Below are 26,286 nucleotides of genomic sequence, written 5' to 3'. Positions count from 1 at the left end.
TCAATACGCTTAGCTTGCGACTTTCTCGCGCCGGTTTCCATGGCATAAAAAAGGCAAAAATGCTTAACTACCTTTTTATTAAAGGAGTAAAGCTTAATTAACCTAATGGAGATTTTATGGATGATATCGATCGCCAAATCCTGACCCTGCTGGCCGAGGACGCACGAGTGTCATTGAAAACGCTCAGTGCCAGAGCCGGGTTGTCTTCACCCAGTACTTCAGAACGCCTGCGGCGGCTGGAAGAAAATGGCGTGATCCAGGGTTACACTCTGAACGTCAATTTACAGGCGTTGGGCTACGCTTTTCAGTCGCTGGTGCGCATCAAGCCGCTGCCAGGCATGCTCAAGAAGGTCGAACAGCTGATCCAGGATATCCCGGAGGTGATTGAGTGTGACAAGGTGACCGGCGAGGACTGTTTTATCGTGCGGCTGGTGGCGCACTCGATGGAGCAACTCGACCAGATCCTCGATCGGCTGGCCGAGCGCGCGCAGAGCAACACTTCCATCGTCAAAACTACGCCGGTGAAGCGCCGCCTGCCCCCGCTGCTTTGATTAACGCGTACGCCGGCGGGCGAATGGGTTCTTGCGCTTTTTGTCTTTTTTCTCCGCCGCAGCGGCAGACTTGACCGCAGCCAGGTGCGCCTTGTCGGCTTCCGGCACTTCCCGCTGTTCAATAGGAAATACCGGTAGTGACGCCAGCAAGCGCGAACCATAGCTTTTGGTCAGCAGGCGACGATCGTAAATCACGATCTCGCCGTGGCATTCATTACTGCGGATCAGTCGCCCCACTTGCTGGATCAAATTGAACGAAGCGCTCGGCAGGCTTTGTACCTCAAACGGATAACGCTTCAGCGATTTAAGCCATTCACCCTCGGTCAGGATCACCGGGCTGTCGATCGGCGGGAAGGCGATTTTGTGAATATGGACCTGCGTCAGCAGCTCACCTTTCAGATCCAGCCCTTCGGCAAACGACTGCAAGCCGATTAACACGCTAGCCGTGCCCTTTTCGATCCGTTTACGGTGTTCTTCCACCAGCCGATAGCGCGGCTGATCGCCCTGTACCAGCAGCATCAGGCGCAGGTCGGTCACATAGCTAAGGAAGGTCTGCATCGCCCGGTGGCTGCTGAACAGAATCAGCATTCCCTTGTGCTTGCCAGTGGCCTGCTCGGCACGGAAAAAGCGCGCCATCTCTTCCAAATGTTCAGCTTCATTGGCCATCGCCGGCTCAAAGCGCATATTCGGAATAACAATTTTGCCCTGTTCCACATGATTGAAGGGTGAAGACAGGGTTTCAAAGCGATCGCCGGCCGTTTCACTCAACCCACTCATTTCCTGCAGGCGTGCAAAGCTGTTCAGCGAACGCAGCGTCGCCGAGGTGATCACCACGTGCGGCACCTTGCGCCACAGCAGTTTTTCCAGCTGATCGCTGACGCGAATGCCCACACAGTGCAGGTACAGGTGGGTCACGTTATCGCGCAGATCCCGCGTGACCCATTTGGAGATCGGTGCATTGGAAGATTTATCCAGCGCGGCCAGCCGCCACAGCTTGCTCATCGCCTCCAGATAGCCCAGGGTACGGCTCATCTGAATGATGGAACGGTGCAGCCGCACAATGTCGTGCTTGCCGGTCTGTTCGCTGAGGTCATTGACGATAAACTCCGCCACCCCACGCAAGGCGTCGGTCAGCTTGAATAATCGTGCGCAGGTTTCTACCATCTCCGACGGCAGTTCCCCCATTTCAAATCGATGTTCGGCGATGACCGTATCGGTCGGCAGATAGGCGCTGACCTGATGCTCGAAGATTTGGATCAGTTCGCGCAGTTCTTCGCAGTGGTTCTTCAAACGTTCGCCATTCGCCAACCCCGGCGGACTTTTCGGCCGGTATTGCGTCATGCACTGCTCAACCTGGCGCACGATCATGTCCAACTGCAAATTGGTCGACAAGGCGGTGATTTCGCCTTCTATCTCCAGCGCGTCACGCGCGACTTCCGGCAGATGATGTCCTTCGTCCAGCACCAGCAACAACTCTTTCGGGTTCGGCAACACCGACTCGGTTTCCAGCGCCGCCATCACCAACGCATGGTTAGCCACCACCACGTCGGCGGTTTCAATCTCTTTACGGGCGATATAAAACGGGCATTCACGAATGTAATGGCAGTTACGGCCCAGGCAGTTGGCTTTATCGGTGCTCAGCTTGATCCACAGCGGATCGTCAATCGACAGTTGATAATGGTCGCGCAGCCCGTCCCACTCATGGCGGCCAAGCGCCTTGCTCAGCTTTTGGCACAGCGCCTGTTCTTCACCGCTAGAAGGTGCCAGTTCGTCGCCCAGAAACAGCATCAGGTCACCCTGCTCGCTGACGTCAGTGCAGAGCGCCGCCAGGTTACGCGGACAAACATAGCGCCCGCGGCCAAAAGCACCGGTAAATTTCAGATCGGGAATGAGCTTCTTCAGCAGGGGTAAATCTTTGCTGTAGATCTGATCCTGCAGCGCCACGTTGGCGGTGCTGACCACCAACGGCTTGCTTTCGGCGCGGCCAACGGCGATCCCCGGGATCAGGTACGACAAGGTTTTCCCCACGCCGGTCGGTGCCTCAATCGCCAGGTGGCGTGGGTAATCACCGGCCAGCGTTTTTGCCACTTCGGCGATCATCTGCCGTTGCGGTGCACGGGAAATAAAATCCGGTATTTGCTGCTGCAGGGCTTTGTACCACTGGCCAATCTGATCTTTAACTGCGGGGGAGAGCGCCATTCAACTCTATATCTCTACGAAATGATGGCGCTATTGTCCCACAGACCGTCGGCCGCGTCAGCCTGGCCTTCGATCATTGAGGCGCGACCCGCACTGAACGACCACTCGTCCAACTGAGTTGTGGTAATCACCACCATCACATCTTGCGGCCGCAACCGCAGATTTTCCGTCAGCAGCTCCGCCAACCGCTGATAAAAACGCTGTTTGGTCAGGGTATCGCGCGGACGACCAGCGGTAATGTAAAACAGCACAAAATCCGCCGAACGCGGGCCGCCCAGATAGTCACGATCGTAAATCAGCTCTCCCGGGCGATATTGATCGATGGCCTGGAATTTATCGGCCGGCGGTACGCTGAAGGTTTCTACCAGCGCCTGATGCAGGCTGTCTGACAGGGTTTTCAGATATTGCGCAGATTTCCCCTGATGCAAAGCAATGCGGCTAAATGGCATGAGGCTACTCCTGTTTCAGTTCGCGCAAGCGCGTTACGGCACAAGCGGCCGCAGGCCAGCCGGCATAGAACGCCAGATGAGTGATCAACTCGGCAAGCTGTTCGACGTTCACGCCATTGCGCTGGGCCAGTTGCAGATGAAACGGCAATTGCTCCACGCGGTTAAGCGCTACCAGCGCTGCCACGGTGATCAGGCTGCGCTCACGCGGGGTGAGTATCGGCCGCTGCCAGACGTCGTCAAATAATACGCTGTCACTGAGCTGCGCCAGTTTGGGGGCTATGTCGCCGAACGCCTGCTGGCCGGCCTGTTGGGAAGGTTGCATCATTTTTTCCTGTCGATTTACCGATAGCCCCACGCTACCCGCAAACACAGCAGGCGAAAATCGGGATTTTTAACACTAAAGATTCAGAAAAACAGGATGGTTAGCTCCAGAGGACGGCGCTCGAGGCGACGCTATGTATAAATCTCACGCATGATTTCTCACAATACCCGGAGGTGTATCGATGACAGCCGACAGCCATCCAGAGAAGAAATTCACTCTTTCCGCAACTTTTTTAATCGTTCAACATGGAAATGAATATTTTGTCATAAATAGATCACATAACTGCGGTAAAAAACCTGCGCTGCAAACAAAACGGGCGGCACAGTGAAACTGATGATAAGCGTCTTTCAATCGAATAAAGCAGGGTAAATCATGAAACCTAATCTTCTGGCCGTTATTATTCCGGCACTTTTAATTGCGCAGACAGCACAGGCAGCAGAAATCTACAATAAAGACGGCAACAAACTTGATTTTTATGGCCGTGTAAAAGCACTGCACTATTTCTCTGACGATGCCGGTAATGATGGCGATAAAACCTATGTGCGTATCGGTTTTAAAGGCGCTACACAAATTAACGATATGCTGACTGGCTATGGCCAGTGGGAATATCAGATTGCTGCCAACCATGCTGAGGCTGACGGCACCAAAGATACCAAAACCCGTTTGGGCTTTGCTGGTCTGAAATATAAAGACATCGGTTCATTCGACTACGGCCGCAACTACGGCATTATCTATGACGTCGGCGCCTGGACGGATATGTTGCCTGAGTTTGGTGATGATGCCTACGTCAAAACCGACAACTTTATGAACGGCCGTACCAACGGCGTGGCAACCTACCGTAACAACGACTTCTTCGGTCTGGTTGATGGCCTGAAGTTCGCTGTACAGTACCAGGGTAAAAACGAAAACGACGGCCGCTCTGGCAGCAAAGCGAACGGCGACGGTTGGGGCCTGTCTTCCAGCTATGAAATCATCGACGGCCTGAGCGTCGGTGCTGCTTACGCTTCTTCCAACCGTACTGCCGGCCAAAAAGCAGGCACCTTCGGTAAGGGCGATAAAGCGGATATCTGGGCTGGCGGCCTGAAATACGACAACAAAGAAGTTTATCTGGCAGCGACCTACTCGCAAAGCCGTAATATCGCGCCTATTTCCGGTACCGCGACTATTAATAATAGCTCTACCTCTGTTAGCGGCTTTGCCAATAAAGCAGAAGGCTTGGAATTGGTTGCGCAATACCAGTTCGACTTCGGCCTGCGTCCATCGCTGGGTTATGTTCAACAGAAAGGTAAAGATATTGAAGGCATCGGCGACGCCGACCTGGTGAAATATATCGATATCGGTACTTACTACTATTTCAACAAGAACATGTCGACCTATGTTGATTATAAAATCAACCAACTCGACAGCAACAATAAGTTGGGTCTGAAAGATGACAACGTCATCGCCGTCGCCCTGACCTACCAGTTCTGATGTGATGAAATAACCACCACTGCAAACCTTAGCTTCACTTGATATCCAGAGTTACTTCGCCGGGCGGCAACGCCCGGTTTTTTCGTTTGGCGCTCTGGCAACCCTTCGTCTCTCATCGCCGCATCTGGACACTTGCCTTACAAAACAAACGGGTCTACATGTATATGTTGCGCAAATCAACCTAGATGACCTATGCCAAACACTTCCCCATTCGAATACCACTCAGCGTTACGCTACAGCAGTGACCAACTGGCGCAGATCCTTTGCCACTGTTTTGAAAACTACATTGTGCGCTTCGTCATTGACGGTGACACCTTCGCCCGTCGCTTCGGTGCCGAAGACCTCAGCCTGAATGACAGCATTATCGTCACGCATCAGCAGCAACCGGTAGCACTGGCGCTGATTAGCCGCCGTGGTTTGCACAGCCGGGTAGCAGCGCTGTCGATCCGGCCGGAAATGCGCGGCCAAGGATTGGGTAAAGCCCTAATGCAGCGAATTGTCGCCGATGCGCGTGAGCGCGGCGATCGCCAACTGTCGCTGGAGGTGATTGAAGGCAATGACCCCGCCATTGCACTGTATCATCAGGCTGGGCTGCGCATCGTGGCTACTCTGACCGGCCATCAGGCAGGTGAGCAAACGGCTGGCGACATTGTGCCATTGCTGGAAATTGATCCGCTGTTCGTTTCCCACCGCCTGATTGCCGAAGGGGCCACCAGCCAGCCCTGGCTGATCGCCCCGGAAACGCTGTTCAAGCTGCCCGGCAAACCCTATGCCTTTGCCCTTGAACAGCACCAGGCCTACGCGGTGGTGCAGGTCGGCGCGGATAAGTGCTTTTTACGTATGATTTACGTGCCACCACAACACCGTAACCAGGGCCATGCCCGGGCGATGTTGACCGCGCTGCAGGCAAAGTTTTCACCGTTACCGCTAGTGGCCAACGTCTACGTTCCCGAAGTGGCCGCCCCCTTCTTTGCCCGGCTCGGCTGGCAGCAGGACGCGATGCGCCAGTTCGAGATGACGATAAGCCTGTAAATCTACAATAACAACCAGAGAGCGCTCCCTTCTGGGCCAAATGGTCGCAGGCAGAGCAAGCCGGTGCGGTACCGGGTGCCGTGCAATTTGCCCGTTACGTCAACAGCCATCAGGGCACCATGTTCTACGTTTCCAACCGCAAGCAGTCTGAATACGCCGCCACGGTAGCCAATATGCAGAAACTGGGCTTTACCGGCATGTCGGAAAAAACCGTACTGCTCAGCGGTGACACCTCCAACAAACAGCCCCGCTTCGACGCCATCAAAAACGCGGGCTACGATATTGTAGTGTACGCCGGTGACAACTTGAACGACTTCGGTGCCGCGACCTACCACAAGGATAATGCACAGCGCCGCGCGTTTGTCGTCGACAACCAAAGCAAGTTCGGCATCCAATACATCGTGCTGCCGAACCCGCTGTACGGCGACGGGGAAAATTAAAGTAATTTATACATATAACTGGTGGCATCCAGCGCACTGCCGTTGCTGGCGAGGGCGTATTGCGGAATGCTGCCCGCCAGTTGAAAACCCAACAGGCGATACATGCCCTCCGCCGTATCGCCTGTCAGGGTATCGAGCACCAATAAATGCCGATGCTGCTCAAGTGCGCTGTGTTGTACCTGCAGCATCAGGCTACGGGCAATACCCCGGCGGCGAGCGTCCGGGTGCACCATCAGTTTTACCACCTCGGCCCGGTGGCGGCCGTTATCCGGCATCGCGAGCAACAACTGTACCGTGCCCACCACGCGCCCGGCATCATATGCCACCAGCAACAACCTTTCCCCACGCTCAATCGCCGGTAACAAGCCACGCCAGAACGCCTGCGCCTGCTCCAGAGTGAACGGCATAACAAAACCAATACTCGCGCCCTGGGCGACGCTGGCTTGCAACATTTCGGCCAGTTCCGGGATCGCGTTTTTTGCCGCTTCGGCATTCAGTTGCTGTATCTCAATCATGATTACGGCCTGCTGATAACAAGGGTGTAGTGGGCTGGCTCAGGGCCGGGGGCATAAAATTTTGAAGCACCGAACAGCCGATAACGCAGGCAGTCACCCGGCTCAAGCTGGAAGGTGCGCCCTTCCAGCGTCAGTTCGAGCCGCCCTGCCAGCAGCCACAGATGGTGCTCAAGCGCATGCACCGAAGGCGCGTCATAGGCAACCACCGCCCCGGCTTCCAGTGTGCATTCAATAAATTCGGCCTTATACAGGGCGGCAGGCGGTGATACCGAACGACGATGAAAACCGCTGGCGCGATCAACCCACACCGTCTGCTGTTCACGATGCAGCAATTCCGGCGGCTCGTCCTCGACCTCACTGAGCAACCGCGACATGGTTAGCCCATAGGCCGAGCACAGTTTGTTTAGCAATGAAGCGGTCGGGCTGGTTTCAGCGCGTTCGACCCGCGACAACGTCGCCCGGCTGATGCCGGTTTGCTGCGCCAATTCATCCAGCGACCAGCCCTGCTGCTGACGTAAATCAGACAGTCGCTGCGCCAGCCTTAGATCGGCGCTTTCCAATCCGTTATCCATCATTGATTCTCCGATACGAAAAATCCCATATAAGAGAAATAATCTCAAATACGGGATTCGTCAATCGGTTTTTTAACTGGCGCTACAACTTGATGAAAAGCCTTTTGCTACTAGGACGACAGAGCCGACGAGTCTGGTACCCGCTTGTCGCTGTCAGCAACCGGCGGTGCAATTGCCGCGCAGCGCCAGGCGCTGAACACCGCCAGCAGCGGCGCCAATGCAAACAGCAGGAACAGCCAGCGCGCCGCAGAGGCCGCTCCCGCCGAACCACCCGGCACATTCAGCCCGGCCAGGTTGGCAATCATCCCGGCCAGTGCGGCACCAAAGGCGGTCGCAAACAGTTGCACCGTAGTGATCGATGCCCCGGCAATATCCTTATCGGCCTCAGGCGAAACCTGCAGAATACGCGTCAACAGATGCGGCCAACCAAAACCAATACCAAAGCCTACCAGCGTCAGGGCAATCACAATCGGCGTCAGCCCGGCCCAATGGCCGCCGGAAGGTATCGGCATCAACAGGCCCAATGCCAGCAGCCCCACCAACACCAACAGCGGCCCGCTGACAATGGCCCGGCGGATGCCCGTACTACGCCAGCCGGAACTGAGGATTTCCGATAACGTCCACCCCGCCGCCATGGTGGCTGCGATATAACCCGAAATCAGCGGGGACTGGCCGTGCAGCGTTTGCAGGAAATAAGGCACGAAGATTTCACTGGTCATACCCACCACCAGCAGAGAGACGGTGACATACAACGAGGCCAGCGGCGAACCGCGACGCAAAGCCCCTTTCGGCAACAGACGGGCACGGGAGTGCGCTTCACGCTGTATCAGCCAGACCATCATCAGCGTGGCCAACGCAATGCCGCCAAGATTGACCCACGCGCTGTCTGCCAGGCTGCCGGCGGACACCACCAGTACCGCTGTCGCCAACAACAACAGCTGAGCCAACGGCAGCGGTGCCGCCTGTTGCTGCGGTTTGCCTTTTGGCAGGATCAGGAAGGTAAACCCGGCGTACAGCACCATCACCGGCAACAGGATGCCAAAGGCCCAGCGCCAGGCATTCAGTTCGGCAAAAATGCCGCCCACCGCCGGCCCCACCAGGGTCGCGATGCCCCACATCGCCGAAATCAACGCCATCGCCCGCGGCCAGAGCTTTTGCTCAAAGACCAGATTGATCATGGCGTACGAAAGCGCGAAAATCAGCCCGCCGCCGAAGCCCTGCACGGTTCGGCCAATCAGCATCACCGGCATTGACGGCGCCAACGCGCACAGCATCGCCCCGGCAATAAAGAACAGTGACGCCACCATGTAGGCACTGCGAGCCCCGTAACCACTGAGTAAACGAGCCGATAATGCCGAACCCAGGATCGACGCCACCACAAACAGCGTAGTATTCCAGGCATACAGACTCAGACCGCCAATATCCTGCACCACCGAGGGCAGAATGGTGGTGGCGACCAGAATATTGATGGCATGCAGCGCTACGCCGAGTGAGAGCGCGATCGCACTGGCACCATTTTTACCGGAAAAGAGATCGGCCCAGCGGCTATCATCGTTGGTTATCACAGTTGTCGTCCTGTTTTCAGAGGAATGGCATTGAGTTAATTGTGAGACTGCGTTAGATTTAACAAGAATTATCTTGGAATAAGGGTAGGGCGAGGCGGAGAAATATGTCAATAATAAACTTGGAAAATAGCGGTAGTCCCGCACAATCGGTCAGTGACCGTTTGCTGACACTTTTAAAAACCCGCGGCCCACAGCAAGCTTCTGATGCAGGCAAAGTCCTTGGTACCACCGGTGAAGCCGCACGCCAGCAGTTCGTCAAACTGGCAAAAGATGGGTTGGTTGAAGCGGTGGCGAAAACTCGCGGTGTCGGCCGACCGGTGCAGCTATGGCACCTGACTGCCGCAGGCAATGCACGCTTTCCGGATACCCATTCCGAACTGACAGTGCAACTGCTGCGCACCGTGCGCGACAAGCTGGGCGAACAGGCAATCGAGTTGTTGATCGACACCCGCGAGCAGGAAACGCGCATTAACTACAAACAGGCAATGATCGGCGCCACGGATTTGCAGGAACGCGTAGCGCGCCTGACGGCGATCCGTTGTCGCGAAGGTTACATGGCCGAATCACGCCTACAGGAAGACGGCTCTTTTCTGCTGGTAGAAAACCACTGCCCTATTTGCGCCGCCGCCGCCGTTTGCCAGGGATTCTGCCGCGCAGAATTGAGCGTTTTCACCGAGGTATTACAGGCGCAGGTTGAACGTTCCGAACATATCCTGGCCGGTGCACGCCGCTGCGCCTACCGCATTTCATTGCTGTAACCGACACCCGGCGTAAGGCAGCCCACAGGCTGGCTTTCCGATGAATAACCACCGGAAAGCCAGCCCATTGCACGCTTAAAAAAGTAGTGAAAAGCGTTGCTTATCCTCTGCCCGATCGGGTTTACTGAGTCCTCTAATAATAACCTTCTCTACAGAATTAAAATCCATGCTGAGCCAAAGTAGCCGTAATGTCCTGCCGTTAATCGGGGCGCTGTTCACGTTATATATTGTCTGGGGTTCGACCTATTTCGTTATTCGTCTGGGTGTGGAAAGCTGGCCGCCATTGATGATGGCCGGTATCCGCTTCCTGGTCGCCGGTATTGTGCTGTTTGGCTTTTTAGCGCTGCGCGGCCATGCATTACCGACGGCAAAGCAGTGGCTGGCCGCCGGAACCATTGGCATTTTGCTGCTGGCGGTGGGCAACGGCCTGGTGACGGTGGCAGAACATCAGCATGTACCTTCCGGCATTGCCGCCGTAATGGTAGCGACAGTGCCGCTGTTCACCCTGTGCTTCAGCCTGCTGTGGGGCATGCGTAATACCAAACTGGAATGGGCTGGCATTGGGCTGGGGTTGGTGGGAATTATATTGCTCAATACCGGTAATAATCTGGTCGGTAACCCCACCGGCGCGCTGTTGATCCTGCTGGCCTCCGCCAGTTGGGCATTTGGTTCGGTACTGGGATCGCGCATTTCTCTGCCAGCCGGGCCAATGGCCGGAGCAGCGGAAATGCTGGTGGCCGGTGTGGTGCTGCTGGTCGTCAGCCAGCTCAGCGGTGAGCGTTTGACGCAACCGCCCAGTGCCAAAGGCTTCTTCGCACTGGGTTATCTGACTGTCTTCGGTTCGATGCTGGCGATCAGCGCCTATATGTTTTTGCTGAAAAACGTGCGCCCGGCGGTGGCAACCAGCTATGCCTACGTCAATCCGGTGGTAGCAGTGCTGCTCGGCATCGGCTTTGCCGGCGAATCGCTGGCACCACGTGAATGGGCAGCACTGGTGATTATCGTCGCGGCGGTGGTACTGGTGACTCTGGGCAAATTCCTGTTTGCGCGTCCGACCAATCGTATAAAAAACGTGGAATAGCAATCAAAATAACGGGTGTATATACCCTATGGCTTTCGAGTTGCAGCTAGGGGCCCAGCTCACTCATCCCCAGGCGCTTACTTAAGTAAGTAACTGGGGTGAGTGAGTGCAGGTAACAACGCTGCAGCTTGAAAGACGACGGGTATAAAAACGATTCTTGTTTCACTTGGCAAAGAGACTATAATTCCTGCTGTTCCGAGCAACCTGCGAAATTATCCCAATGCTTAAAAAATCGTTCATTATCGTTATCTTTCTCTGTGCCTTTGGTTCACTCGGCGGCGTCTTCCTGGCCGGGCTGAATATGTACACCCGTTCCACTACGCCAAGCGAAGAAACCACCACTTCCAACGAAACCGCTGCCAGCGCTACCCCGGCAACCAGCATTCAGACCAAGTGATGCGCCATCCAGTCCTGACAGCGCTGCTGTAAAAAGCGCTGTAGTAACCTGACGCGCTCCGACACCTGCGAGCGATGTGGACAAACCAGGCTGATGGGCACCGCGTCGCTTTGCCACTCCGGCAGCAGCGTTACCAAACGCCCGGCCTGAATATCCGCCACCACATCAATGGCGGATTTACGGACAATCCCGTGCCCAGCCAGCGCCCAGCGACGCGCTATTTCACCGTCATCGGTAAAGTAGCGGCCAGCCAGCGGCACCTCCGTCAATTCATCTCCGCGCCAAAATCGCCATTCCGCCTGTCTGTGCCCACTGGGTTGATAAATCAGAATGCTGTGCTGAGCAAGTTCGGCTGGCGTTTGCGGCGTGCCATGTTGCTGCAGATAAGTCGGACTGGCACAAATCAACCGTCGGTGCTGCGGCAGGATCGGTAGCGCCACCAGCGAAGAGTCCGCCAGTTGACCAAATCGCAACGCAATGTCGACTGGTTCGCGAAACAGGTCAGCATGGCGATCATTAATCAGTAACTGCAGTTGGATATGCGGGTGTTGCCGTTTGAATTCATCAAGCCAACCCAGCAACAGGTTACGGCCAAAATCTGAGGGTGCGGAGATCTGCAGCACGCCGGACAACCCCTGATGTTTCTCGCGTATCGCCTGTTCCCCCTCCGCCAGTGCTCCCAAAGCCAACCGGGCACTGTCGAGATAGCGCTGCCCTTCTTCCGTCAGGCGTAAGCTTCGGGTAGAACGCACCAGCAGCCGTACTCCCAGGCGCTGTTCCAGCCTTTTTATCGCAATGCTGGCCGCTGCCGGCGTCATATCCAACGCACGCGCCGCCGCTGAAAAGCTGCCGCCTTCCACCGTCCGGACAAACACTTCGAGGTCGATAAAGGATGTCATGAGTTATTCCTGCGGCACGCAAATTATTAAAATAATTTTACAAGTGTTTGCCATTTAGGCCAATTGTTTACGGATTTTCAATCATGAATGATAGATAGCACTGAAATTCACTGAAATTGAGGCGCAATCATGACTATTCCTTCTTCTTCCCTAAACCTGCAAAAACTGGTGATCCTCGGCGGTAACAGCGGCATTGGTGCGGCAGTGGCTTATGCCGCGATAGAACGCGGGGCCAATGTGGTGTTGGCCTCCCGCCGCGTCGGCAGCATGCAGCACTATCAGCCTGCCGACGGTAGCGGTAACCTGCGGGTGATGCAGGCTGACGTGACCGATGAAAGCTCACTGCGTGCGCTGTTTGCCGAAGTCGGCGAGTTCGATCATCTGGTCTTCACTGCAGGGCCGCTGGTGCAGGCCAGACTGCTGGCGGAAACCGATTTTGACCAAGCGCAGGCCAACTTCGACGTCAAACTGTGGGGTGCCCTGCGCGCCATTCAGGCGGCGTTGCCCACCCTAGCGCCACAGGGCTCCATCACCCTGACCTCCGGCCAGCTGTCGCGGAAATACCTCAGTGGCCAGCTGATTAAAACCGGTATCAATGCGGCACTGGAGGCCATCGGCAAGCAGTTGGCAAAAGAGTTGGCACCGCGGCGGGTTAATGTGGTGAGCCCTGGTGTTACGGTCACCGAAGCTTACGACGGTATGGGTGCCGAACAGCGTCAGGCGATGTTTACCAAGATCGGTGCCGGGCTACCGGCTGGGCGTGTTGGCCAGGCGGCAGAGGTAGCAGCGGGTTATTTGCTGGCGATGGAAAACGGCTTTATCACCGGCAGCATCATCGATATTGACGGTGGCGGGCTGCTGTAAGCTTACAGCCTTGTCACCCCAAGCGCGGCGGCCTGTTGTTCCAGCACGGCGATTTTTTGGTATGCCGAACGCGGCACCAGGCTGAAATCACCGATCAACAGGCTGTCGCTCACCGCTTCACCCACCATCGCCCTGGCCCCGGCGCGCAGTATCTCCAGCTGTTCCGGCGGGGTTTGTCGCGAAGTAATCAGCGGCAACCCTGGTACGCGGGCCGTTCGCCCAATAATTTTTAGCCCCGCCAGTGCCTGCGGCTGTGCCCGCTTCAACAGTTCCAGACTGACACAGTCAACGGCTGCAATATCCGCCTGCCGATTCTGGATCAGTTTGATCGACTGATAATGCGCGCCAGAGGCGATGGCAGCGCAGAAGAATGTTCCCTCCTGAGCCAGCGGCGCAATCAACGTCCGCAGGCTGTTATGGCCAGACTGCGAGTCGGTACTGTTATAGGCCGCAATCCGGCCGCGAAAATCCTCCAACCGCTCGCCGGGTTCGTCATCACGCACTACCAGCCAACTGCTGTATTCCGGCCCTTCACAACCTTCAACGCGATAATGATAGGTGCCCACCAGCTGCACCTGCGGCAGGCTGATAGCCAGCGGATAGCCGCAGGTTTGGCTGAGCAACAAGTCATCGCGCTGCCAATGCTGCGCCAGATCTTGCGGCCAACTGAGCGACTCGGGCGCTTGCGGTAATCCCAGTTGCAGTAACTTGCCGCGCAGCACCCGCCAGAAGGCTTCCGTCGCTTGATGTGTCACGCCGTACATCGGTAAAGATACCTGCATCATGTTCCCTTATCCGGCAGAAGAAGAAGCCACCAGCGTCTGTTGACGCCAGGCGGTGAGATGGCGTACCCAGCGCTCAAACAGCATATCGGTAATGATCGCCAACAGGGCCACCACCACCGCCCCCTGGATAATATAAGCGGTATTAAAGCCGCTCAGGCCAATAATAATCGGCGATCCCAGGGTTTTGGTGCCGACGGTAGAAGCTATCGCCGCCGTGCCAATATTAATGATCACCGAGGTACGGATCCCGGCAACGATCACCGGCGCCGCCAGCGGCAGTTCGACGCGCCACAGGATCTGCCGGGGACTCATCCCTACCCCCTGCGCAATCTCGCGGGTGGCGCTGAGCACCGATTCAATCCCCGCCAGCGTACCCTGTAAAATCGGCAGTAAACCGTACAGCACCAGCGCGATGATCGCCGGCTGCTCACTAAAGCCCATCACCGGCACCGCGATCGCCAGTACCGCCACCGGCGGAAAAGTCTGCCCCACCGCCACCAACGTTTCCACCAACGAGCGGAACTCCTTACCGGCGCGGCGCGTGACAGCGACGCCGGCGCTGACGCCAATCACTACGGCAACCAGGCTGGAAACCGCCACCAGCAACAGATGCGCCCATACCAGTGAGAGAAAACTGTCCTGCTGATACACCGGCCGATCCAGCTCCGGGAACCAGGCGGCAAACAGGCCGTGTAAATGATTCATGCCAAACACCAGTGCCAACAGCAGGGCAAAGGTCCAGGGCAGCGGATCGCGCAGCCAGCGCAGGGCCAGGGGCGCACTCATGACAGCACCTTTTGGACAATCAGATCGCTGAAATGCAGCACGCCAAGCGCTTCGCCCTGTTCGCCAATCACCGGCAAACATTCGCTGCCGCGTGCCACAAACACCGACAGCGCTTCACGCAGGCTTATGGTGGCGGCAATAGGTTCCCCCTCCACCTGGCCAGGCCGCACCCGTTGCGCTACCGTTTCCAGCGACAGCAGCTTGATGCCGCGATCGCTGCGGCCAAAGAAATCACGCACAAAATCGTTGACCGGTGCGGTCAACAGCTCCAGCGGCGTGCCCTGCTGCACAATGCGGCCCTGATCGAGCAGTACAATGCGGTCCGCCAGTGCCAACGCTTCATCGATGTCGTGCGTCACCAGTACGATGGTGCGTCCGGAAAGATGGTGGATACGTGCAATCTCTGTCTGCAGCGCTGCACGGGTCACCGGATCCAGTGCGCCAAAAGGCTCGTCCATCAACAGCACTTCAGGGTCGGCGGCCAGCGCACGCGCCACCCCAACCCGCTGCTGCTGGCCACCAGAAAGTTGGTGCGGGTAACGACGGCGGAACAGATCCGGCTCCAGATGCAGCAGCTCCAGCAACTCGGTCACCCGGTCGCGAATGCGCGCACGCGGCCATTTCAGCAGTTGTGGCACAGTGGCAATGTTCTCTTCCACCGTCCAGTGCGGGAACAGGCCGATCGACTGAATGGCGTACCCCATGCGGCGACGTAGATCCTGCGGTTTAAATTTCTGGATCTCCTCATCGGCAAAGTAAATTTTGCCCTGATCGTGCTCGATCAGTCGGTTGATCATTTTTAACGTGGTGGATTTCCCAGAGCCAGAGGTACCGATCAGTACGGCAAATTCGCCCTTGGCAATCCGCAGTGTAAGATCGTCCACCGCTGGCTTGCCCTGAAAAATCTTGCTGACCTGATTAAACTGAATCATCGGCGTGACACTTCCAAAATTGAAACCAAAAATTTAAACAGCGAATCGACGATTACCGCCATCACGATCACCGGGATCACTCCCAGCAGCACCAGATCCAGCGCGCTGCTGAGCAGACCCTGGAAAACGATGGCGCCAAAACCTCCGGCACCAATCAGCGCCGCCACCACCGCCATGCCGACGGTCTGCACCGCCAAAATGCGCACGCCGGTCAGGAACAGCGGCAACGCCAATGGCAACTGCACACGCAAGAAGATCTGCCCACGCGTCAGACCCATACCGCTGGCGGATTCAATCACGCTGGCCGGCACGCTTTGCAATCCGGCCACGACACTGCGCACCAAAGGTAACAGCGCATACAACACTAGGGCGACAATCGCCGGAGCCATGCCGATACCGCTGACGCCGTGTTCTGCCAGCCAGGGCAGCGCCTTTGCCAGCCCGGCTAATGGCGCGATCAGCAAGCCGAACAGCGCAATCGACGGCACGGTCTGGATAATGTTCAGAGTAGAAAATATCGGTGTTTGTAAGCTGACAGAGCGAAAACACAGCACCCCGAGCGGAATGCCAATCAACAACGCCGGTACCAGCGTGGCCAGCAAGATGGTCAAATGCTGCAACAGTGCGGCGTCAAATACGTCCTGCCGGTTGTGGTATTCTTTCAGCAGCGAAAGCTGATCCAGCTGATGGCTAAACAACAACACCAGCGCAGGCAGCACCACCAACAGGTTGCCCAGAATGCGCCAAAAATGCGAGGTGGTGATACGGGTCAGGGCGTCGGCGGCCATCAGCAGGCTCAGCGCCAGCATCAACCAGCAGCCACTGCCCCAGGAAGTACGCGCCAGTTTTGATCCCTCCAACGCCAACTGTTGGGCTGCGTGCCCACTCAACCAGAAGGTCAATGCCAGCAATACCGAAGCCGCCAGCGCGGTAAGCAACGCATGGCGCCTGACCGGTGCCAACAGGCTGAGTATCGCCAACACCAACATGGGCACCAGCAGCCACAGCGCCGGGCCGTGCAACAGGGAAATCAGGGAAATGCTCTTGCCCGACAGCAGGCGGTTGGGGGCATAGCTGAGAAACGGCAGGCCAAATGCGGCCAGCAGCAACAGAATAAGCAGCGTCAGTAATACGCGGTTTTTTACGGCAATAATCAAAGAAAATCTCCAACTCCATGTTGGCCCCCCAACGGGGGCCAGCGACGTTATCCCTTAACCAACCCTTTCTCTTTCAGGTAGGCAGCCGCCACCTGTTTGGCGTCCTGGCCTCCCACTGCAATCTGCGCATTGAGTTTTTGCAACGTTGGGCCGTCAAGTGTTGCAAATACCGGCTTCAGCAGTTCGGCGATGTTGGCATGCTGTTTCAGCGTCGCCTCGCGGATAATCGGTGCCGGTGCGTAAATCGGCTGCACCCCTTTTGGATCTTCCAGCGTTACCAGCCCCAGCGCCGCCACAGGGCCATCGGTACCGTAGGCCATGGCCGCGTTGACACCAGAGGTTTGCTCCGCCGCCGCCTTGATGGTCACCGCCGTGTCACCGCCGGCCAGTGACAGCAATTGGTCCTGGTTCAACTTAAAGCCATAAGCGTTCTGGAACGCAGGCAGCGCATCCGGGCGCTCGATAAACTCCGCCGAGGCTGCCAGCTTGAACTTGCCACCGCCGTTGATCCACTTGCCCAAATCGGCCAGCGTTTTCAGATGATTGGCATCTGCCACGTCCTGACGGATAGCAATGGTCCAGGTGTTGTTGGCCGGAGCCGCATCCAGCCAGATAATTTTGTTCTTGTCATAATCGAGCTTCTTCACCTTTTCGAAACCGGCCTGGGCGTTTTTCCACGCCGGGTCTTTTTCATCAGAGAAGAAAAATGCGCCGTTGCCGGTGTATTCCGGATAGACGTCAATTTCGCCGGAGGTGATCGCCCCACGCAGTACCTTGGTGGTACCGAGCTGTAATTTATTGGTGGTTTTGATGCCGTTGGATTCCAGCACCTGCACAATGATATTGCCGAGCAACGAACCTTCGGTATCGATTTTGGAGCCAACGCGCACCGTGTCAGCCGCCTGCGCCACGCCGATGCTTGCAGCGAGTAAACTCAGTGCCAAAGCTAATACGCGACCACGTGATGGGGTGATTGCCATTTTTTTTCCTCTTGTTGTGTATTTTCCGGCTATTTGGCCAGATCGATTGGAAAATCCTGAGAAACGCGCTTCCATCGCAAAATGAATGTCTCTGCCGGCCAGGCTTCATTTTCGCCCAGTGTTTCTGACAGCTCGCCGGCATTAAACGGATGAACCTCAACGGCAACCGGGGTAAACGCGTATTCGCTCACCCACTGGCCATAGCCCGCCACGACAAATCTCTGGCTGCGCTGCTGATATTCATCACGTTCCGCCAGATACACCTGACGTAAACCGTACCACGGTAAGCCGGGGAGATCATGGTGAACTAAATGATAGTTCAGATTAAGAAACAACAGCCGCCACGGCCAGGCCGCCTCATTAATGATAGAACGTGCCTGCGGAGCTTCAACGGCACGATGCTCAAAAAACGATCTTACCTTGGTCAACGCCAACGCCGGATAGCTGATGGCCAGCAGATAAAACGCGGTGCCAATGCCGTGCTGTTGCAGCCAGCTCAATACCCCCGCCAACAACAACAAATGCACCAGCCACATTGTCAGAGTACGTAATTCACCGGCAGCGATCGCTTTTAGGGCATTAACCCCGGTGGTGACAATATCCAGTGCTGGCCCCACCAATATGCGTCCGCTCAGCGTATTGCGGACTCTGGCCAATAACGGGTTCAGTCGTGGGAAGCGCTGCCACTGTGCCTGGCTAAAGTAATAGCTTTCGGGATCTGCATGCGGAACGGTCAGATGTTCATTACGGTGGTGCTGAATATGCGAGTCGCGATACAGCCCGTAGGGATACCATACCGCCAATGGCAGCAAGCCGAATAACTGATTGAGCCGCGGCCAGCGCGTGGGATGGCCGTGGATCAACTCGTGTTGCAGCGACATATACCAGGTGGTCAGCAGGATTAACAATGGCGTGCCAAGCCACGGCCCCAGCGCCTGCCAGTACTGCACCACGCCAAACCAGCCGCAGTAAACCGCCGCCATAATGCCCCAGGTCGGCAGCTCCAGCCGCCAGTGCCAACGCTGGCTAAGCTGCTGTATCCAATGGCGTTGGGCAGGGTGCAAATAGTGGCTGTGGCTTTTTGGTGAAGACATTGCGCGGCTCGCTGTTTGAGATTTTGCTCAGTATCAGCGAGCGGCAAGAGCACTCAAAATAACGAAAGCGGCAAAGCAAATTTAAAAATCAGCTATTTGCATCATTGCTGTTGATGATAACCCGATCACGGATACCCCATCCAGTTCAACGGGATACTACCGTGGGTGGTATTGCGAGCATTCTGGCTTGATAACAGCTGTTATCTGATTAGCTAATAAGAACTTATGACATCAGGAGGTTACATGCGTCAAAGGATCATCGTCTGCCCGATTATTGAAAATAATGGCGAGTATTTACTGTGCAAAATGGCCGATGACCGCGGCGTTTTCCCCGGCCAATGGGCGCTATCCGGTGGAGGTATGGAACCCGGAGAGACGATTGAGGAAGCCCTTCGTCGTGAGATCAGGGAAGAACTGGGGGAAGCACTGGAAATTACCCAGATCACCCCCTGGACTTTCAGGGATGATGTTCGTACCAAGACTTATCCTGATGGGACAACAGAACAGATCTACATGCTGTATCTGATCTTCGATTGTGTCAGTGCCAATCGTCAGATCACTTTCAATGAAGAGTTTCAGGAAGTCGCCTGGCTCAGGCCCGACCGGATACCTGAACTCGAGCTCAATGAGGCCACTCGCATCACCTTTGTGCAGAAAGGTATTTTGTAACTGGTGCATGGCTTACCGCATCCGATGCGGTAAACCAACTACCTCAGGGAACAAAGTCCAGTACCACGCTGTGAAATAACGCGTACTCGGTCTCATTGGCCATGCTCGGCAGTTTGGCACGTTGTACCGCCTGGCTTGCCGCTGCACACAACTCGGTATCGCCCTCCAGCACCTTAAAGTCTTTCAAGGAGCCGTCCGGCAGCAGATGAATGCTGATCGAACAACTTTTGGACTTATATTTGCCGGGCAACTGCATTTCCTGCGTTATGGCCTGCCGCATTCTTTCCGGATAATTGCTGCGCTGGAGCTTCGTTGGCTGAACTGAAGTCGCCACGCTTTCCAACGCAGTGCGGTTTTCGCTGCCGGCGCTACAACCGGCCAGTAACATCACCCATAGCCACATCCCTGTTTTCATCTCTCTGCACCCTTGTATTATCACCCGAAGGTGTCAAATCAGTGTTCCGGGTAGACGCCCCCGGCATCGGCATATTGCTGTAACCGCTCACGCCACCATTTTGCCGCCAGGCCGCTGGCACTTTCTCGCCAGCCAAAATAAGCGACGTCGCTGCAGCGTTCTGATTCAATGCTTTTCGCCACCAGTTCGCCGCTTTTCAGGTAAGGTTCAGCCAAATAACGCGGCAAGTAACCACAACCCAGGCCGCTGAGCTGCGCCCGTAACTTGGCGTCGAAACCGAAGACCGTCAAGGTGTCTTGTTCCTCGAGGATGTTCAGGTTTTGCGGCGCATTCACCCGCGAGGTATCACGCACCACTACCGCCCGGTACTGGCGGATTTGGTCCTTTGGCAAGGGTTCCTCCAACACCGCCAGCGGGTGCTGCGGAGCCACGGCAAACACGTAATCCAACCTTCCCAATTTGCTAAAAGCATAGCCTACCTGCGACGGGGGCTCACAGATTGCACCGACAATAATATCCGCGCAGCCGTAAACCAGTGATTCCCATGATCCGGCCAGTACCTCATGACCAAAACGCAGGCGGGTATGGTGATGCTGTTGATAGAACTCCTCAATCAGTGGCAGCAAACGCTCAAACGGAAATGAAGCGTCAATGCCAAGCGTGATCTCGCTTTCCCAGCCATTTTCTACATAACGCGCCTGCTGCTCCAAATCTTGCGCCGCACGTAATATCGACCGGCCTTTTTCCAGCATCAGCTTGCCGGTGTCGGTAAATTTAGCCCGGTGGCCGGAGCGATCAAGCAACGTAATATCGAGGTCGTTCTCCAGTTTCTGCACCATATAGCTCAGTGCCGACGGCGTTTTGAACAGCACTGCCGCCGCGGCGGCAAAGGAACCATGCCGATCGAGCGCATCCAAAATCAGTAACGCTTCCAGGTTTAATCTCACTGCTACCCCTACGTGTATAAAAAAACTCAACAAGACGGCAAAAATTCTGCGCTATCTTTGAAATCTGCCCCTGCCTACTCTTTAATTAATCGAGATGACATTCATCATCTGTTAAACCGAAGTATCACTGGGAAGGTAAATCATGTCTAAATTTCAATTGCTTGATAAAGATAATTCCGCACTGATTTTCATCGACCACCAGCCGCAAATGTCTTTTGGCGTGGCTAATATTGATCGCCAGCTGCTGAAAAACAACGTGGTCGGTCTGGCCAAAGCCGGCAAGATTTTTAACGTCCCGACGATTTTTACCTCGGTGGAAACCGAAAGTTTCAGCGGCTATATCTGGCCAGAACTGTTGGCCGTACATCCTGAAATCACCCCGATTGAACGAACTTCGATGAACTCCTGGGAAGACGCCGCCTTCGTGAAGGCCGTGGAGGCTACCGGTCGCAAAAAGCTGGTGATTTCCGCCCTGTGGACCGAAGTGTGCCTGACCTTCCCGGCGCTGATGGCGCTTGAAGCCGGATACGAAGTTTATGTGGTCACCGATACTTCCGGCGGTACCTCGGTCGATGCGCATGAGCGTTCAATCGACCGTATGGTGCAGGCCGGTGCCATCCCGGTGACCTGGCAGCAGGTACTGTTGGAATACCAGCGTGACTGGGCACGTAAAGATACTTACGACGCGGTGATGACGCTGGTGCGCGAACACAGCGGCGCATACGGCATGGGCGTCGACTACGCTTACACCATGGTGCATCACGCTCCAGCACGCGTGGTGAAATAACCCTTCACCCCGGCCTCGCGCCGGGGTTTTTCTGGAGTGGAATACTATGGCCCATCCGCAGCATGTCACGTTAGTCATCACCCATCTTTTGGCTCCGGGACAGGAACAGGCCTATGAGGCCTGGCTAAAACGCATCATGCCCGAGGCTGCCAACTTTACCGGCCACCTCGGCGTTAACGTGATCCGTCCTACCGGCAACGAACAGGCCTATACCGTATTGGTGCGTTTTGACAACCTGGACAATCTCTATCTGTGGATTAACTCGCCGTTGCGCAAGCGCTACATCGAGGAGGTCTCACCGCTGCTGCTGGAGAGCGATCGCATTGAAATTCGGCCCGGTGCGGAATTCTGGTTCACGCCGCCAAGCCCCAACACCCGCCAGCCTGCCAAGTGGAAACAATTTTTGATCACCCTGCTGGTGATCTTCCCCTCCACCAATTTGGTGCCCTGGTTCTGGGGCAAACTGTTGCCGCAATTGAACGGCACCCTGACCGGCCATTTTCTTAATGACGCCACCGTAGTTGCCCTGGTGGTGTTTCTCTGGATGCCAATAGTGACCCGTGTATTTCATCAATGGCTTACCCGCCGTTAGGCGGCCTGCCGGGAGAACGTTATGAGTAACCATGCTTCCCTGATTATCACCAACGGTAAATTTCACACTGTCGATCGCCAGGCACCTACCGCCCAGGCCGTGGCGATCCGCGACGGCAAATTCCTCGCCGTCGGCAATGAAAACGAAGTCATGCAGCACGCAGGACCAGAAACGCAGGTGATCGACCTGCACGGCCACACCGCAGTACCCGGCCTCAATGACTCACACCTGCACCTGATCCGCGGCGGCCTGAACTATAACCTTGAGCTGCGCTGGGAAGGGGTACCTTCTCTGGCCGATGCGTTACGCATGTTGAAGGAACAGGCGCTGCGTACCCCCAGCCCACAGTGGGTACGAGTGGTCGGTGGCTGGACCGAGTTTCAGTTTGCCGAACGCCGTATGCCGACGCTGGATGAAATCAATCAGGCAGCACCGGACACCCCGGTATTTATCCTGCATCTGTATGACCGCGCTCTACTCAACCGCGCAGCGCTGAAAGTGGTGGGCTACACCAAAGACACGCCGAACCCGCCTGGGGGCGAAATTCAGCGTGACGCCAACGGCAACCCGACCGGTATGCTGATTGCCAAACCCAATGCGATGATCCTGTATGCCACTCTGGCAAAAGGGCCAAAACTGCCGCTGGAACAACAGGTCAATTCGACCCGCCAGTTTATGCGCGAGTTGAATCGCCTTGGCCTGACCAGCGCCATCGACGCCGGGGGTGGTTTCCAGAACTACCCGGAGGACTATCAGGTGATCGCCGAGCTGCACGAGAAGAAGCAGTTGACCCTGCGGATTGCCTACAACCTGTTCACCCAGCGCCCCAAACAGGAACTGGAGGATTTCAAGCTGTGGACCGACATGCTGCAACCGGGTCAGGGTACCGATTTTTACCGCCATAACGGCGCCGGTGAGATGCTGGTATTCTCCGCCGCCGACTTCGAGGATTTCCTGCAGCCACGTCCGGATCTGCCGGAAGGTACCGAAGACGAACTTGAGCGCGTGGTACGCCATTTGGTCGAACACCGCTGGCCATTCCGCCTGCATGCCACCTATGACGAATCCATCAGCCGCATGCTGAATGTTTTCGAAAAGGTGAACCGCGAAATTCCTTTCAACGGTTTGCACTGGATTTTCGATCACGCCGAGACCATCTCGGATCGCAATATCGAGCGGGTGAAAGCACTGGGCGGCGGCATTGCGGTACAGCACCGCATGGCATTCCAGGGCGAGTACTTCGCCGAACGCTACGGTAAAGAAGCCACCAAACAGACACCGCCCGTGGCCAAAATGTTGGCGGCCGAACTGCCGGTTGGGCTGGGCACCGACGCCACCCGCGTGGCCAGTTATAACCCGTGGACCGCGCTGTACTGGCTGGTTTCCGGCCGCACCGTCGGCGGCATGGCAATGTACGACGATAACGCGCGGCTGGATCGTGAAACGGCGCTGATGCTGTGGACCCAGGGCAGCGCCTGGTTCTCTACCGAGCAGGGCAAAAAAGGTCAGATTAAGGTCGGGCAGTTGGCAGATCTGGCGGTGCTGTCGCAGGACTATTTCAGCGTACCGGAGGAGCAAATCAAAGGGATTGAATCGGTAATGACGGTGGTGGACGGCAAAGTGGTTTATGCCGCCGGTAGCTTCTCACCGTTGGCACCACCGGCAATACCGGTGCTGCCGGAGTGGTCGCCGGTCACTCAGGTGCCGGGGCATTATCGCTCTGCACCACCTGTCGCCACGACCCGTAGTGGGGTATTAAGCCAGGCGCACCAGTGCTGCGGCCCGTGCGGTGTGCATGCGCATCAACATGATGTCGCTCGTCGCTCCAGCATTCCCGTCTCGGATGAGAATGCCTTCTGGGGTGCGTTCGGCTGCTCGTGCTTTGCCTTTTAAGTTATTAAGTAACGAATTTAATAACTTAATAACTTAACCACCTGGCAACTTATGGCGCTCTTAATTTACGAGCGCCATAAGCCATTCTCAGTCGCGGTTGATCTCCAGCCAGCGGCGCTGTTCGGCGGAAGCGGCGATCGCATCCAGCACACAAGAGACTTTCCAGCCTTCTTCAAAGTCCGGCCACATAGGGTCACCGGCGGCAATACCGTTGACCAGATCGCGGATCTCTACCGTTTTCTGATCGTTAAAGCCAATGCCATGCCCGGCGCTAATGCAAAAAGCGGCGTAATCCGGATGCTTTGGCCCCACCAGCAAGGTTTTAAAGCCCTGACGCTCCGCCGGTTCATCATGACGATACAGCTTCAGTTCCGCCATCCGCTCTTGGGTGTAACTCAGCGTGCCCTTGGTACCGGTGACCACATAGGTCAGCCCCATTTTGCGCCCGCAGGCAATACGTGAGGTTTCAATGGTGCCCATCGCCCCGCCAGCAAAGCGTACCAGCGCACTGGCCTGATCTTCATTTTCCACCTGATGCATCAGCGTAGGGTCTTTCGCATCCGGACGCTGTTTAATGATGGTCTGCATATCGCCGGAGACGGCGACAATGTCCCCCACCAGATAGTGCGCCATATTCACGATATGCGCCGCCAGGTCGCCCAGCGCCCCTAACCCGGCCGTGGCCTTGCGGCAGTGCCAGTCGATCGGCGTGCGCGGATCGGCGAGATAATCTTCGTTGTGGGTACCGTAGAAATGCACCACTTCACCTATCTCGCCATTGGCAATAATTTCACGCGCCAACTGGCTGGTCGGGTTCTTCATATAGTTGAAACCCACCAGCGTTTTGACCCCTTTAGCCCGCGCGGCCTGTACCATTTCGGCGGCGTCTTTGGCGTCCAGCGCCAGCGGTTTTTCAGAATAAACATGCTTGCCGTGACGGATCGCCTCCAGCGCCATTTCTTTATGCAGGAAGTTGGGCGCGCAGATATCCACTACATCTATCGACGGATCGGCCACCAGTTGCCGCCAGTCACCGGTGGAGCGCGAGAAACCAAATTCTGCAGCGCGCTGTTGTGCCAGCTCTGGCGTCACCTCCGCCAGCATTTCCAGCACCAATTCTCCCTTCAATGGGAATACCGTGGCAGCCTGCGCATAAGCAATAGCGTGGCAGCGCCCAATGTAGCCAGTGCCAATTAACCCAACGCGTACCTGTTTCATTACTTTCTCCCGTTACCGATCCCATAACCTGCCAGTGCGCACAATGAAACACACCATCTGATAAACTTTTATATGGAATATAAATTTCAATAACAAGTGAGAGATAAAATAAAGGTGATATTCGTGATGCCGTTCATAAATCCTTGCAGGCTCAAATGAAACGACATAAAACCGGGCAAGCAGAAACCAGTCCGGCGAGTATAAATGAACTTTTTATTCTAAAAAAACACCCTCCGTGTTTAACCTCGCCAGAAAGGCTTGCGCCCTTCCCGTCGCGCGTCATGCCAATATCCGCCAACTGCGCATCGTCTGCCGACAATAGACAAGAGGGATTGAAGTCAGCAGCGGCGTCACCGCCGAACTGCTGCGCCAGAATGGTATTGAGGTGTATTCCCACCGTCAGATCGACGTGCTGATCGCCCGGATTGAAGCCGTGGAACAAGCCTAGCGCTGCAGGTGCTGCGCCAACCGTTGCTGCAGGTGCGAGATGCCCTGTGGATGTGCAATAAAGTTGTTAATGGCCATCATCTGCCAGCGCTGCCCTTCATCGCCAAAGCGAATGGCGGCTATCTGCTTCGGCGTAATGTGACCCAGCATAAACCAGGTCGGCGGGTAGCCCAAGGAGATCCCTTCGTAACGCTGGCGTAAACTCACCTGCTGTGCGTCAATCTGCAAACCGAACTCTTCCAGCGTTTCCCGCTGCACGCACTGTAGCGGTGTCTCATCCCCTTCCCGCCCGCCCCCCGGCAAATCCCAACAGCCGGGCCAGGGAATATCCACCTTGTCATCACGCTGGTAGGTCAGCAAGTGGTCACCGCACAACAACGCGATTTTCGCGCCACCAAAGTATGAGTCATCAATCTGTGACATTTTGAACCTCTTAAAGAACGGCATTTTACCCCTGTCCTTACCCGTTT

The 26,286-nt window shown here is 56.0% G+C and carries 30 protein-coding genes and 1 pseudogene; 13 read left to right on the top strand and 18 right to left on the bottom strand.

The window, feature by feature from the left end:
- Positions 1-116: 116 nt before the first annotated feature.
- Positions 117-551, top strand: a complete 435-nt coding sequence (locus tag ACUTQ5_RS02870; RefSeq protein WP_012005895.1) for an Lrp/AsnC family transcriptional regulator — start codon at positions 117-119, stop codon at positions 549-551.
- Here the strand turns inward: ACUTQ5_RS02870 and dinG are convergent, their stop codons facing one another.
- Genes dinG through ACUTQ5_RS02855 form a run of 3 tightly spaced genes read right to left on the bottom strand, consistent with a single transcriptional unit; the run spans position 552 to position 3,521 of the window.
- Positions 552-2,750 carry an ATP-dependent DNA helicase DinG gene (gene dinG, locus ACUTQ5_RS02865; protein ID WP_445649994.1) on the bottom strand — a complete coding sequence of 733 codons (2,199 nt, stop codon included), beginning with the start codon at positions 2,748-2,750 and terminating at the stop codon, positions 552-554.
- A 14-nt stretch (positions 2,751-2,764) separates the two neighbouring features.
- On the bottom strand, positions 2,765-3,199 hold the full coding sequence (locus tag ACUTQ5_RS02860; RefSeq protein ID WP_445649993.1) for a tautomerase family protein: 435 nt from the start codon (positions 3,197-3,199) through the stop codon (positions 2,765-2,767).
- A gap of 4 nt (positions 3,200-3,203) precedes the next feature.
- Positions 3,204-3,521: a carboxymuconolactone decarboxylase family protein gene (locus tag ACUTQ5_RS02855; protein ID WP_174353484.1), complete on the bottom strand. Its 318-nt coding sequence runs from the start codon at positions 3,519-3,521 to the stop codon at positions 3,204-3,206.
- A 181-nt stretch (positions 3,522-3,702) separates the two neighbouring features.
- Between ACUTQ5_RS02855 and ACUTQ5_RS02850 the strand changes: the two genes are divergently transcribed.
- The 4 genes and pseudogenes from ACUTQ5_RS02850 to ACUTQ5_RS02835 all read left to right on the top strand — a co-directional run.
- Complete coding sequence (locus ACUTQ5_RS02850; protein WP_445649992.1) at positions 3,703-3,849, top strand: hypothetical protein; 147 nt, start codon at positions 3,703-3,705, stop codon at positions 3,847-3,849.
- A 44-nt stretch (positions 3,850-3,893) separates the two neighbouring features.
- Positions 3,894-4,991: a porin OmpC gene (ompC, locus tag ACUTQ5_RS02845; RefSeq protein WP_445649991.1), complete on the top strand. Its 1,098-nt coding sequence runs from the start codon at positions 3,894-3,896 to the stop codon at positions 4,989-4,991.
- Between the two features lie 192 nt (positions 4,992-5,183).
- Positions 5,184-6,023, top strand: coding sequence for a GNAT family N-acetyltransferase (locus ACUTQ5_RS02840; protein ID WP_445649990.1), 840 nt, complete (start codon positions 5,184-5,186; stop codon positions 6,021-6,023).
- 32 nt (positions 6,024-6,055) lie between these two features.
- Positions 6,056-6,460, top strand: a pseudogene (locus ACUTQ5_RS02835) (5'-nucleotidase, lipoprotein e(P4) family); the annotation flags it as partial.
- Here the strand turns inward: ACUTQ5_RS02835 and ACUTQ5_RS02830 are convergent.
- The 3 genes from ACUTQ5_RS02830 to ACUTQ5_RS02820 form a co-directional block, all read right to left on the bottom strand.
- Complete coding sequence (locus ACUTQ5_RS02830; protein WP_445649989.1) at positions 6,460-6,978, bottom strand: GNAT family N-acetyltransferase; 519 nt, start codon at positions 6,976-6,978, stop codon at positions 6,460-6,462. The pseudogene ACUTQ5_RS02835 and the gene ACUTQ5_RS02830 overlap by 1 nt on opposite strands.
- A 2-nt stretch (positions 6,979-6,980) precedes the next feature.
- A complete protein-coding gene (locus ACUTQ5_RS02825; protein ID WP_445650243.1) occupies positions 6,981-7,550 on the bottom strand; it encodes a helix-turn-helix domain-containing protein in 570 nt (189 codons plus the stop codon).
- A gap of 110 nt (positions 7,551-7,660) precedes the next feature.
- Entirely contained in the window at positions 7,661-9,115 is a 1,455-nt protein-coding gene (locus tag ACUTQ5_RS02820) for an MFS transporter (RefSeq protein WP_445649988.1), read from the bottom strand.
- Positions 9,116-9,219: 104 nt separating this feature from the next.
- On the opposite strand from ACUTQ5_RS02820, the gene ACUTQ5_RS02815 reads away from it, so the two are divergent.
- The 3 genes from ACUTQ5_RS02815 to ACUTQ5_RS02805 all read left to right on the top strand — a co-directional run bounded on the left by ACUTQ5_RS02815 (position 9,220) and on the right by ACUTQ5_RS02805 (position 11,351).
- Positions 9,220-9,873: a helix-turn-helix transcriptional regulator gene (locus ACUTQ5_RS02815; RefSeq protein WP_445649987.1), complete on the top strand. Its 654-nt coding sequence runs from the start codon at positions 9,220-9,222 to the stop codon at positions 9,871-9,873.
- A 166-nt stretch (positions 9,874-10,039) separates the two neighbouring features.
- The gene (gene yedA, locus ACUTQ5_RS02810) at positions 10,040-10,954 is read left to right on the top strand and encodes a drug/metabolite exporter YedA (RefSeq protein ID WP_445649986.1); all 915 of its coding nucleotides are present in this window, start codon (positions 10,040-10,042) and stop codon (positions 10,952-10,954) included.
- A 220-nt stretch (positions 10,955-11,174) separates the two neighbouring features.
- Positions 11,175-11,351, top strand: a complete 177-nt coding sequence (locus ACUTQ5_RS02805) for a hypothetical protein (protein ID WP_445649985.1) — start codon at positions 11,175-11,177, stop codon at positions 11,349-11,351.
- Here the strand turns inward: ACUTQ5_RS02805 and ACUTQ5_RS02800 are convergent.
- A complete protein-coding gene (locus ACUTQ5_RS02800) occupies positions 11,339-12,250 on the bottom strand; it encodes a LysR family transcriptional regulator (protein WP_445649984.1) in 912 nt (303 codons plus the stop codon). The genes ACUTQ5_RS02805 and ACUTQ5_RS02800 overlap by 13 nt on opposite strands.
- A gap of 129 nt (positions 12,251-12,379) precedes the next feature.
- On the opposite strand from ACUTQ5_RS02800, the gene ACUTQ5_RS02795 reads away from it, so the two are divergent.
- Positions 12,380-13,114, top strand: a complete 735-nt coding sequence (locus ACUTQ5_RS02795) for an SDR family oxidoreductase (protein WP_445649983.1) — start codon at positions 12,380-12,382, stop codon at positions 13,112-13,114.
- Positions 13,115-13,116: 2 nt separating this feature from the next.
- Here the strand turns inward: ACUTQ5_RS02795 and ACUTQ5_RS02790 are convergent, their stop codons facing one another.
- The 6 genes from ACUTQ5_RS02790 to ACUTQ5_RS02765 are packed head-to-tail and all read right to left on the bottom strand — an operon-like array spanning position 13,117 to position 18,848.
- A complete protein-coding gene (locus ACUTQ5_RS02790) occupies positions 13,117-13,896 on the bottom strand; it encodes a phosphate/phosphite/phosphonate ABC transporter substrate-binding protein (protein ID WP_445650242.1) in 780 nt (259 codons plus the stop codon).
- Between the two features lie 9 nt (positions 13,897-13,905).
- Complete coding sequence (locus ACUTQ5_RS02785) at positions 13,906-14,685, bottom strand: ABC transporter permease (protein ID WP_445649982.1); 780 nt, start codon at positions 14,683-14,685, stop codon at positions 13,906-13,908.
- Positions 14,682-15,617, bottom strand: a complete 936-nt coding sequence (locus tag ACUTQ5_RS02780; protein ID WP_445649981.1) for an ABC transporter ATP-binding protein — start codon at positions 15,615-15,617, stop codon at positions 14,682-14,684. The genes ACUTQ5_RS02785 and ACUTQ5_RS02780 overlap by 4 nt, the downstream gene beginning before the upstream one ends.
- A complete protein-coding gene (locus tag ACUTQ5_RS02775; RefSeq protein WP_445649980.1) occupies positions 15,614-16,774 on the bottom strand; it encodes an ABC transporter permease in 1,161 nt (386 codons plus the stop codon). Before ACUTQ5_RS02775 ends, ACUTQ5_RS02780 begins: the two co-directional genes overlap by 4 nt.
- Before the next feature lie 47 nt (positions 16,775-16,821).
- The gene (gene osmF / locus ACUTQ5_RS02770) at positions 16,822-17,754 is read right to left on the bottom strand and encodes a glycine betaine ABC transporter substrate-binding protein OsmF (protein ID WP_445649979.1); all 933 of its coding nucleotides are present in this window, start codon (positions 17,752-17,754) and stop codon (positions 16,822-16,824) included.
- 29 nt (positions 17,755-17,783) lie between these two features.
- Positions 17,784-18,848 carry a fatty acid desaturase gene (locus ACUTQ5_RS02765; protein ID WP_445649978.1) on the bottom strand — a complete coding sequence of 355 codons (1,065 nt, stop codon included), beginning with the start codon at positions 18,846-18,848 and terminating at the stop codon, positions 17,784-17,786.
- A gap of 243 nt (positions 18,849-19,091) precedes the next feature.
- Here ACUTQ5_RS02765 and nudI point away from each other — a divergent pair, with 243 nt between their 5' ends.
- Positions 19,092-19,517: a nucleoside triphosphatase NudI gene (gene nudI, locus ACUTQ5_RS02760; RefSeq protein WP_445649977.1), complete on the top strand. Its 426-nt coding sequence runs from the start codon at positions 19,092-19,094 to the stop codon at positions 19,515-19,517.
- Between the two features lie 43 nt (positions 19,518-19,560).
- Here nudI and ACUTQ5_RS02755 read toward each other — a convergent pair whose 3' ends face one another.
- A complete protein-coding gene (locus ACUTQ5_RS02755; RefSeq protein WP_445649976.1) occupies positions 19,561-19,932 on the bottom strand; it encodes a cell envelope integrity TolA C-terminal domain-containing protein in 372 nt (123 codons plus the stop codon).
- Between the two features lie 38 nt (positions 19,933-19,970).
- Positions 19,971-20,879 carry a LysR family transcriptional regulator gene (locus ACUTQ5_RS02750; RefSeq protein WP_445649975.1) on the bottom strand — a complete coding sequence of 303 codons (909 nt, stop codon included), beginning with the start codon at positions 20,877-20,879 and terminating at the stop codon, positions 19,971-19,973.
- 142 nt (positions 20,880-21,021) lie between these two features.
- Here ACUTQ5_RS02750 and ACUTQ5_RS02745 point away from each other — a divergent pair, with 142 nt between their 5' ends.
- Genes ACUTQ5_RS02745 through ACUTQ5_RS02735 form a run of 3 tightly spaced genes read left to right on the top strand, consistent with a single transcriptional unit; the run spans position 21,022 to position 24,151 of the window.
- Positions 21,022-21,666, top strand: coding sequence for a hydrolase (locus ACUTQ5_RS02745; RefSeq protein ID WP_445649974.1), 645 nt, complete (start codon positions 21,022-21,024; stop codon positions 21,664-21,666).
- A 46-nt stretch (positions 21,667-21,712) separates the two neighbouring features.
- Entirely contained in the window at positions 21,713-22,258 is a 546-nt protein-coding gene (locus tag ACUTQ5_RS02740) for an antibiotic biosynthesis monooxygenase (protein ID WP_135315703.1), read from the top strand.
- A gap of 21 nt (positions 22,259-22,279) precedes the next feature.
- The gene (locus ACUTQ5_RS02735; protein ID WP_445649973.1) at positions 22,280-24,151 is read left to right on the top strand and encodes an amidohydrolase; all 1,872 of its coding nucleotides are present in this window, start codon (positions 22,280-22,282) and stop codon (positions 24,149-24,151) included.
- Between the two features lie 87 nt (positions 24,152-24,238).
- Here ACUTQ5_RS02735 and ACUTQ5_RS02730 read toward each other — a convergent pair whose 3' ends face one another.
- The 3 genes from ACUTQ5_RS02730 to ACUTQ5_RS02720 form a co-directional block, all read right to left on the bottom strand.
- Positions 24,239-25,369, bottom strand: coding sequence for a Gfo/Idh/MocA family protein (locus ACUTQ5_RS02730; RefSeq protein ID WP_153857522.1), 1,131 nt, complete (start codon positions 25,367-25,369; stop codon positions 24,239-24,241).
- Positions 25,370-25,520: 151 nt separating this feature from the next.
- Positions 25,521-25,811: a hypothetical protein gene (locus tag ACUTQ5_RS02725; protein ID WP_445649972.1), complete on the bottom strand. Its 291-nt coding sequence runs from the start codon at positions 25,809-25,811 to the stop codon at positions 25,521-25,523.
- 2 nt (positions 25,812-25,813) lie between these two features.
- Complete coding sequence (locus ACUTQ5_RS02720) at positions 25,814-26,239, bottom strand: NUDIX hydrolase (protein ID WP_445649971.1); 426 nt, start codon at positions 26,237-26,239, stop codon at positions 25,814-25,816.
- Between the last annotated feature and the right edge of the window lie 47 nt (positions 26,240-26,286).

Source organism: Serratia sp. NA_112.1 (assembly GCF_052691715.1).
This window is presented reverse-complemented; position numbering and strand designations above follow the sequence as displayed.

Coding starts and splice junctions, on each gene's coding strand:
- ACUTQ5_RS02745 (WP_445649974.1), top strand. CDS start 21,022: ATGTCTAAATTTCAATTGCTTGATAAAGATAATTCCGCACTGATTTTC.
- nudI (WP_445649977.1), top strand. CDS start 19,092: ATGCGTCAAAGGATCATCGTCTGCCCGATTATTGAAAATAATGGCGAG.
- ACUTQ5_RS02870 (WP_012005895.1), top strand. CDS start 117: ATGGATGATATCGATCGCCAAATCCTGACCCTGCTGGCCGAGGACGCA.
- ACUTQ5_RS02735 (WP_445649973.1), top strand. CDS start 22,280: ATGAGTAACCATGCTTCCCTGATTATCACCAACGGTAAATTTCACACT.
- ACUTQ5_RS02765 (WP_445649978.1), bottom strand. CDS start 18,848: ATGTCTTCACCAAAAAGCCACAGCCACTATTTGCACCCTGCCCAACGC.
- ompC (WP_445649991.1), top strand. CDS start 3,894: ATGAAACCTAATCTTCTGGCCGTTATTATTCCGGCACTTTTAATTGCG.
- ACUTQ5_RS02850 (WP_445649992.1), top strand. CDS start 3,703: ATGACAGCCGACAGCCATCCAGAGAAGAAATTCACTCTTTCCGCAACT.
- osmF (WP_445649979.1), bottom strand. CDS start 17,754: ATGGCAATCACCCCATCACGTGGTCGCGTATTAGCTTTGGCACTGAGT.
- ACUTQ5_RS02840 (WP_445649990.1), top strand. CDS start 5,184: ATGCCAAACACTTCCCCATTCGAATACCACTCAGCGTTACGCTACAGC.
- ACUTQ5_RS02805 (WP_445649985.1), top strand. CDS start 11,175: ATGCTTAAAAAATCGTTCATTATCGTTATCTTTCTCTGTGCCTTTGGT.
- ACUTQ5_RS02830 (WP_445649989.1), bottom strand. CDS start 6,978: ATGATTGAGATACAGCAACTGAATGCCGAAGCGGCAAAAAACGCGATC.
- ACUTQ5_RS02785 (WP_445649982.1), bottom strand. CDS start 14,685: ATGAGTGCGCCCCTGGCCCTGCGCTGGCTGCGCGATCCGCTGCCCTGG.
- ACUTQ5_RS02815 (WP_445649987.1), top strand. CDS start 9,220: ATGTCAATAATAAACTTGGAAAATAGCGGTAGTCCCGCACAATCGGTC.
- ACUTQ5_RS02720 (WP_445649971.1), bottom strand. CDS start 26,239: ATGTCACAGATTGATGACTCATACTTTGGTGGCGCGAAAATCGCGTTG.
- ACUTQ5_RS02795 (WP_445649983.1), top strand. CDS start 12,380: ATGACTATTCCTTCTTCTTCCCTAAACCTGCAAAAACTGGTGATCCTC.
- yedA (WP_445649986.1), top strand. CDS start 10,040: ATGCTGAGCCAAAGTAGCCGTAATGTCCTGCCGTTAATCGGGGCGCTG.
- ACUTQ5_RS02855 (WP_174353484.1), bottom strand. CDS start 3,521: ATGCAACCTTCCCAACAGGCCGGCCAGCAGGCGTTCGGCGACATAGCC.
- ACUTQ5_RS02730 (WP_153857522.1), bottom strand. CDS start 25,369: ATGAAACAGGTACGCGTTGGGTTAATTGGCACTGGCTACATTGGGCGC.
- ACUTQ5_RS02740 (WP_135315703.1), top strand. CDS start 21,713: ATGGCCCATCCGCAGCATGTCACGTTAGTCATCACCCATCTTTTGGCT.
- ACUTQ5_RS02825 (WP_445650243.1), bottom strand. CDS start 7,550: ATGGATAACGGATTGGAAAGCGCCGATCTAAGGCTGGCGCAGCGACTG.
- ACUTQ5_RS02790 (WP_445650242.1), bottom strand. CDS start 13,896: ATGCAGGTATCTTTACCGATGTACGGCGTGACACATCAAGCGACGGAA.
- dinG (WP_445649994.1), bottom strand. CDS start 2,750: ATGGCGCTCTCCCCCGCAGTTAAAGATCAGATTGGCCAGTGGTACAAA.
- ACUTQ5_RS02780 (WP_445649981.1), bottom strand. CDS start 15,617: ATGATTCAGTTTAATCAGGTCAGCAAGATTTTTCAGGGCAAGCCAGCG.
- ACUTQ5_RS02860 (WP_445649993.1), bottom strand. CDS start 3,199: ATGCCATTTAGCCGCATTGCTTTGCATCAGGGGAAATCTGCGCAATAT.
- ACUTQ5_RS02755 (WP_445649976.1), bottom strand. CDS start 19,932: ATGAAAACAGGGATGTGGCTATGGGTGATGTTACTGGCCGGTTGTAGC.
- ACUTQ5_RS02800 (WP_445649984.1), bottom strand. CDS start 12,250: ATGACATCCTTTATCGACCTCGAAGTGTTTGTCCGGACGGTGGAAGGC.